Raw genomic sequence first — 6365 nt, forward strand, 5'->3', positions numbered from 1 at the left:
TTTATATTTTACCAAAGTACATGGCTTTTACAATTCCGTCAGATAGTCCAATTTTTGGCACATAAATCTGTCGGGCGCCACTCCATTTCATGGCATTCAAATAAATTCGAGTAGCCGGAATAATTACATCAGCACGATCCGGATTTAAGCCTAATTCTGCAACTCTTTGCTCATACGACAAGGAGTTCAAAAACGCATATTGAGAGTTGATATAAATGTATGAGAGAGGCTTTTCTTGTGGCTTTCCAGACATTTTAAACAACTTATTGATGTTTCCTCCAGAACCAATTAAAGTTACCTCTTCGTAATCTTGCGTGTTGGTTTTGATCCATTTTTCAATTTCGTCCCAAACCACATCGCAAACCATATTATTTAACAAGCGCACCGTTCCTGCTTTGAACGATCTCGAATTAATCATTTTACCATTCGAAAACAGCGTAAATTCGGTACTTCCACCGCCTACATCAACAAACAAATAGGTTTGATCTGTTTTGAGTAAGTGATGTAAATCTGTCGAGGCAATAATAGCTGCTTCCTTTTTTCCATCAATAATTTCAATCTTAATATCAGCCTTTTTCTTAATGATTGCAACTACTTCTTTGGCATTGTAAGCTTCGCGCATGGCCGAGGTTGCAAAAGCCATATAACGCTCTACTTTATGCACTTTCATAAGCAAGTTGAATGCCTTCATAGCATCGCACATGCGGTCAATATTTTCAGGAGAAATTTCACCCACTGTAAAGGCATCCTGACCCAAACGAATGGGCACACGTACAAGGGAACTTTTATTAAATTGTGGCTCTTTACCGTCTTGCTCTACAATGTTTGCAATCAGCAATCGCATGGCATTCGAGCCAATATCAATTGCTGCATACTTTTTAATTTTAATCATTTTTTACTGCTGTTATTTCTTTGCAATTACACTGTTTTTTTCATAAAAATCGAACACAAAAAAGACTCGCTAATTTTGTGCCAATTCTTCGTTATGAGCAAGTTCATCTAATTTTTTTTGGTAATATTTGTACGTTTCTAATTGTGCTCTAAAAATAGGATTATGATTGCGCGCTCGGTATTTGTTATCTAATTTATAAGAATGAAAACGGGCTTTTACATTTCCTTTCCAAGCGATATCAAAATTAGCAATCAATTCATTTTTAATGTTTTGATCGTAAATAGGACATGTAACTTCTACACGACCATCTAAATTTCGAGTCATAAAATCAGCCGAAGAAATATACACTTCTGTTTGCCCTGCATTGCCAAAAATATACACTCTAGAATGCTCTAAATAATTATCAACAATACTAATAGCTTCGATATTTTCACTCATGCCTGCAATGCCCGGAATCAAGGAACAAATACCTCTAATTTCAAGCTGAATTTTCACACCTGCTCTACTAGCTTCGTACAATTTATCGATCATTTCTAAATCAGATAAACTATTCATTTTTAACTTAATATGTGTTTTTCTTCCCGCTAATGCGTGTGTGATTTCACGATCAATTAATTTAATAAATCGTGTTCTGGTATAATGCGGAGAAACGATCAAATGCTTGTAGCGATGTACGCGATAATTGATGTCGAAAAACTCAAAAATACGCATGATGTCTTTGAGAATTTGTTGGTGACTTGTAAAAAGAGTTACATCAGTATAAATCTTGGCAGTTGACTCATTAAAGTTACCTGTCGAGATAAATCCGTAACGTTTGATTTTGAGATTTTCTACTCGTTCAATAACACATATTTTACTGTGTACTTTCAGTCCTTTGATACCAAAAATAAGTTCAATACCTTCGAGCTGCATTTGCTCTGCATACGAAATATTTGAAGCTTCGTCAAAGCGGGCTTGTAATTCTATTTGAACAGTAACTTTCTTACCGTTTTTAGCAGCATTAATCAATGAACTGATGATTTGCGAATTCTTAGCTAAACGGTATAATGTAATTTTAATTGAAATCACTTTTGGGTCTAATGCCGCTTCGCGCAAAAACTTAGTCAAGTATGAAAATGACTGGTAAGGAGCATGAAGCAAATAGTCGCGTTCGCTAATTTTTTCAAGCATACTTCCTTCTAAACTCAAACCAGGAATTGGCAACGGATCATTAGTTTGATAGAGTAAATCTTGTCTGCCTAAATTTGGGAAATTCATATAATCTCTCCTATTATGATACCTTCCTCCGGGAATGATACTATCGGTAGAAACGATTTTCATTTTATCCAAAAAGAAATTCAATGTGTCAGGCTCAATCAACTGATCGTATATAAAACGAACCGGCTCACCAATACGTCGGTCTTTGACACTAAGCGTGATTTTTTCAATCATACTTTTACTTAAATCACTATCGATATCTAATTGCGCATCTCTAGTAATTTTAATCATGTGTGCAGAAACACTTTCGTAGTCGAAAATATTAAAAATGTTGCTAAGATTATGACGTATCACATCATCAAGCAAAATAATATATTGTTTTTCATTGACTGTAGGCAATACCACAAAACGATTTATCGCAGTTGGAATTTCGATGACTGCGTAACGCACCTCGGCAGTATGATTCATCACTAATTTTACAGCCAAGTAACCCGAAGTATCTTTTAAAACAGGAAACTCAGCCAAATCGTTAAGGATAATTGTAACCAACTCAGGACTGACTTTTTGAATAAAAAAATCTTTCAAAAATAGTTCTTGCTCAGCATTAATATCTGCCTCAGTGATGATAAAAATGTTTTTGGTTTCCAATTCACTTTCGATGATATTCAGAATTCGTAAACTTTCGGACTGCTGTTGAATTACAATTTCGGTAATATCCTTAACTAATTGTTGCGCCGAGATACCACCAAGATACTTTTCACCAGTAATTCCAGTTAAACTTAAACGCCTGATTGCGGCAAAACGAACTCTAAAAAATTCGTCTAAATTATTAGAAAATATACCTAAAAACCGAAGTCGATCAAGCAAAGGAACCGATGAATCTCCCGCCTCCTGCAACACGCGAGCGTTAAATGCCAACCAACTTTTTTCACGATCAATATATTTGTATGCAACTGCTTTATTCATTTTAAATCTTTGGGAAATAATACCTTTTTTGTTGTACCTTTTTTAATGAAATTCCAATCTTCGCTATCAAATTGTATGGATACAAAACCTGCAGTTGATACAGTAGCTACAGGTACAGATCCAAATTTATTTACAAAATCAGTTAAGGCATTATTGTGTCCGAAAACGATTAAATTATCAATAGTATTTGGACAACTCCTTATGAATTTTTCCAGCTGCTTGGCTTCAAAAGTATAAAGGTCGTGTTTGTAAATGATACTATCAAGAGGAAAGCCAACATTTTGAGCAAAAATTAATGCCGTACTAGTTGCTCTCTTTGCCGAACTACACCAAATTGAATATGATTTTGGCAAAAAATCCTTTGCATGAAGCGCAATTAGGTGGGCGTCTTTAATTCCTTGACAGGTTAAGCCCCTATCAAAATCTTGCATTGGAACTTCCCAACTAGATTTCGCATGTCGAATCAAAATAAGTTCTTTCATAAATTCTCATGTTAAAAACCCTCATTAATAAACATTGAAAGTTACAAGAAATAAAACACTATTACAAACAAATATAACTTTGGAAAAAGAAAACAAACTGAAACAAATAGCTCCCAGCACTAAAATATGGAATACTAATTGCTTGCTTACTATACTGAAAATAGTAGTTCTAAATGAAAGAAGTTACCTCGAATCAAAAAAACAAGTAGAAGTACGTAGAAAATGTAATTCAACGGTTATTTGAGTTTTTAAAAGAAAAAATAATGTTAATAGAGTTTTAACATATAATTTAGCCGAGTGTTAGTGGCTGCATACGCAGATACGAAATTAATAAGATTTAAATAATTAGTTAATAATTAAAATTATTTTCACTTAAAGGACTAATTTAATGAAAGATAAGTAAAAATAGGTGCAAGAAAGGCAGAATTTATCAACTTAAATTGTACTAAAATGAAGGCGATTTAAAACCATAGCTTTGCTTTTTTCGAATACACAAGACACAAAACATTAAACAAACAAGAACCAAAAATAAAATAAGGCTGTTTTTCCTCAAAATAAAATAAAAATATGAGCAACATTACTCACAGAAATTTAAAATTAATTCAGGGATTTTTATTCATTGCATTTTTTTTCATCTCCCTTGCTAGTTACAGCCAAACACCGAGATTTACTGACCCTACATTGTACTCTGGAATTGACAAAACAGTAGGTGCTAAATACCGATATACAAATGTAACTACTGTGAACGGTACAAATGTTGATGCAATTTTGTCGATTGTTCGCATTAGCGACGCCACAATAGTCGACATCGATAACCCTAATAATGGTAGCGGAAGTTTGAGAGATCGCTTTCAGCCTGTAATATCAACAAGAAGAGCAAATGGTTTTGTTGAATTTAATTTTGATTTTTACAAAGCAGGTACTTATGGTACAGCTCAAGAACTAAAAATCGATTTAAGTTCCTTCACCTTTGAAGCACTAGATTTGGATGGAAGTGAATTTTTTGATGTAGTAAGACCATCAAACGAATTGATAATTTTAGAATTAAATAGTTTTCTAACTATTCTTCCAAATTTAATTAATCAATTTACTAGAATCCAAGGACCATCCAATTCTGTAGATCCAATAAGTATTAGTAATACGAGATATATTGCTGCGATCAATTATGGTAATGTTAATTCTTTGCCTTTCAGATTAGGAAATAGCACTCAAACAAGTAATAGACAAAGTTCAATAAGTTTTGGGGAAGTTACGTTTTCAATCCCAACAGCTCCAATTGCAAATAACGATAGTAAATTATGTAATACTAGCGGAGCGGTAAGCATTGATGTCACAGCTAATGATGTAGATGCAAACAGAAATTTAAATACGAATTCAGTTGATTTGAACCCAACTGCTGTGGGTAGACAGACCACTTTATCTGTAACCAATCAAGGTAATTGGTCTGTAAGTAATACTGGTGTGGTAACTTTTACTCCATTAGCAACTTTTAAAGGAGACCCAACTCCTATTAAATATACAATCAGTGATAGTACACCATTAGTATCGAATGAAGCTACCATAACAATTACATACACTCCCGAAAAACCAAGTGTATCCGTAACCTCTCAGCCTACTTGTTCTGTAGCAACAGGAACAATAACTGTTTCTTCACCAATAGGAAATGGACTGACATATAGTATTGACGGAACAAATTATCAAAACACAAGTGGGATTTTTACAAATGTCGCAGCAGGGACTTATTCTGTAACAGCGAAATCATCTAGTGGTTGCATATCAAGTACTACTTCTGTAACAATTAATAACCAGCCGGTAACTCCTAGTGCTCCAGTTTCTGGAGGAAATCAAACTGTATGTAGTGATGGCACTACAACTCAAACCTTAACGGCAACCGCAACAGGTGGAACCATAACTTGGTACGATGCATCAACTGCTGGAAATGTAGTTAATGCTCCAACCCAAGTTGGTGTAGGAACTAAAACTTATTACGCGGAAGCGTCAAACGGAAGTTGCTTTAGTTTGACTAGAACTGCAGTTACTTTAACAATTACTCCTTTACCAGGACAACCAATTGCAACAAATTACGAATACTGCCAAGATTCAATAGCCCAGCCGCTAAGCGCTAATGCAAGTTCAGCTGGAGGGACATTATTTTATTTTAATTCGTTAACAGGCACTGCACAAACAAGTGTAACTCCAAGTACGAGTACTGCAGGGCAGTTTACCTATTATGTTGCCGAACAACGTAATTCGTGTTTTGGTCCAAAATCTCCGATAACTGTAATTGTTCACCCTAAAACAATTATTACTTCACAACCGACTTCAAAATCTATTGTCTACGGAAATAGTACTTCGTTTACCGTTTCAAGTTCTAATGCCACTGCTTTCCAATGGCAAGTGAATACTGGATCTGGTTTCAATAATATAACAAACAATACTATATATGGTAATGCAACAACTTCAACACTTACAGTAACTAATCCTACTGTAAATATGAATTCATACCTATATAGAGTAATATTGACTGGAACAGGAAATTGTAACTTAATAACATCAAATGAAGCAACACTTACTGTTACACCTAAGACTGCAACTGTAGTAGCTGCGAATAAAACGAAAGTATACGGTGACGTTAATCCAGCTTTGACTGCAACTGTTACTGGTGCTATTAATGGAGATACTATTAACTATACCCTAGCTACCACTGCAACGACTACTTCAAATGTTGGAACTTATCCAATCGTGGTGACTTTAGGAAGCAATCCTAATTATACTGTTACTAAAACAGATGCAAATCTTACTGTTACCCCTAAGACTGCAACTGTAGT

At 34.7% G+C, this 6365-nt stretch carries 4 protein-coding genes; 1 reads left to right on the forward strand and 3 read right to left on the reverse strand.

Features of this window, described 5'->3' with window-relative positions:
• Position 1 precedes the first annotated feature (1 nt).
• From L1S34_RS13930 to L1S34_RS13940, 3 genes are all read right to left on the reverse strand, one after another.
• The gene (locus tag L1S34_RS13930) at positions 2-892 is read right to left on the reverse strand and encodes a Ppx/GppA phosphatase family protein (protein WP_166137883.1); all 891 of its coding nucleotides are present in this window, start codon (positions 890-892) and stop codon (positions 2-4) included.
• Positions 893-961: 69 nt separating this feature from the next.
• Positions 962-3055: a polyphosphate kinase 1 gene (ppk1, locus tag L1S34_RS13935; RefSeq protein ID WP_236364590.1), complete on the reverse strand. Its 2094-nt coding sequence runs from the start codon at positions 3053-3055 to the stop codon at positions 962-964.
• Complete coding sequence (locus L1S34_RS13940) at positions 3052-3537, reverse strand: SixA phosphatase family protein (RefSeq protein ID WP_236364593.1); 486 nt, start codon at positions 3535-3537, stop codon at positions 3052-3054. The genes ppk1 and L1S34_RS13940 overlap by 4 nt, the downstream gene beginning before the upstream one ends.
• 567 nt (positions 3538-4104) lie before the next feature.
• Between L1S34_RS13940 and L1S34_RS13945 the strand changes: the two genes are divergently transcribed.
• The coding region (locus L1S34_RS13945) for an MBG domain-containing protein (protein WP_236364594.1) at positions 4105-6365 on the forward strand (2261 nt) is incomplete at its 3' end.

Source organism: Flavobacterium sp. K77 (assembly GCF_021608205.1).
GTDB classification, from domain to species: Bacteria; Bacteroidota; Bacteroidia; order Flavobacteriales; family Flavobacteriaceae; genus Flavobacterium; species Flavobacterium turcicum.

What these genes read in the sequence shown, in the direction of transcription:
- L1S34_RS13940 (WP_236364593.1), bottom strand. Translation starts at nt 3,537, where the DNA reads ATGAAAGAACTTATTTTGATTCGACATGCGAAATCTAGTTGGGAAGTT.
- ppk1 (WP_236364590.1), bottom strand. Translation starts at nt 3,055, where the DNA reads ATGAATAAAGCAGTTGCATACAAATATATTGATCGTGAAAAAAGTTGG.
- L1S34_RS13930 (WP_166137883.1), bottom strand. Translation starts at nt 892, where the DNA reads ATGATTAAAATTAAAAAGTATGCAGCAATTGATATTGGCTCGAATGCC.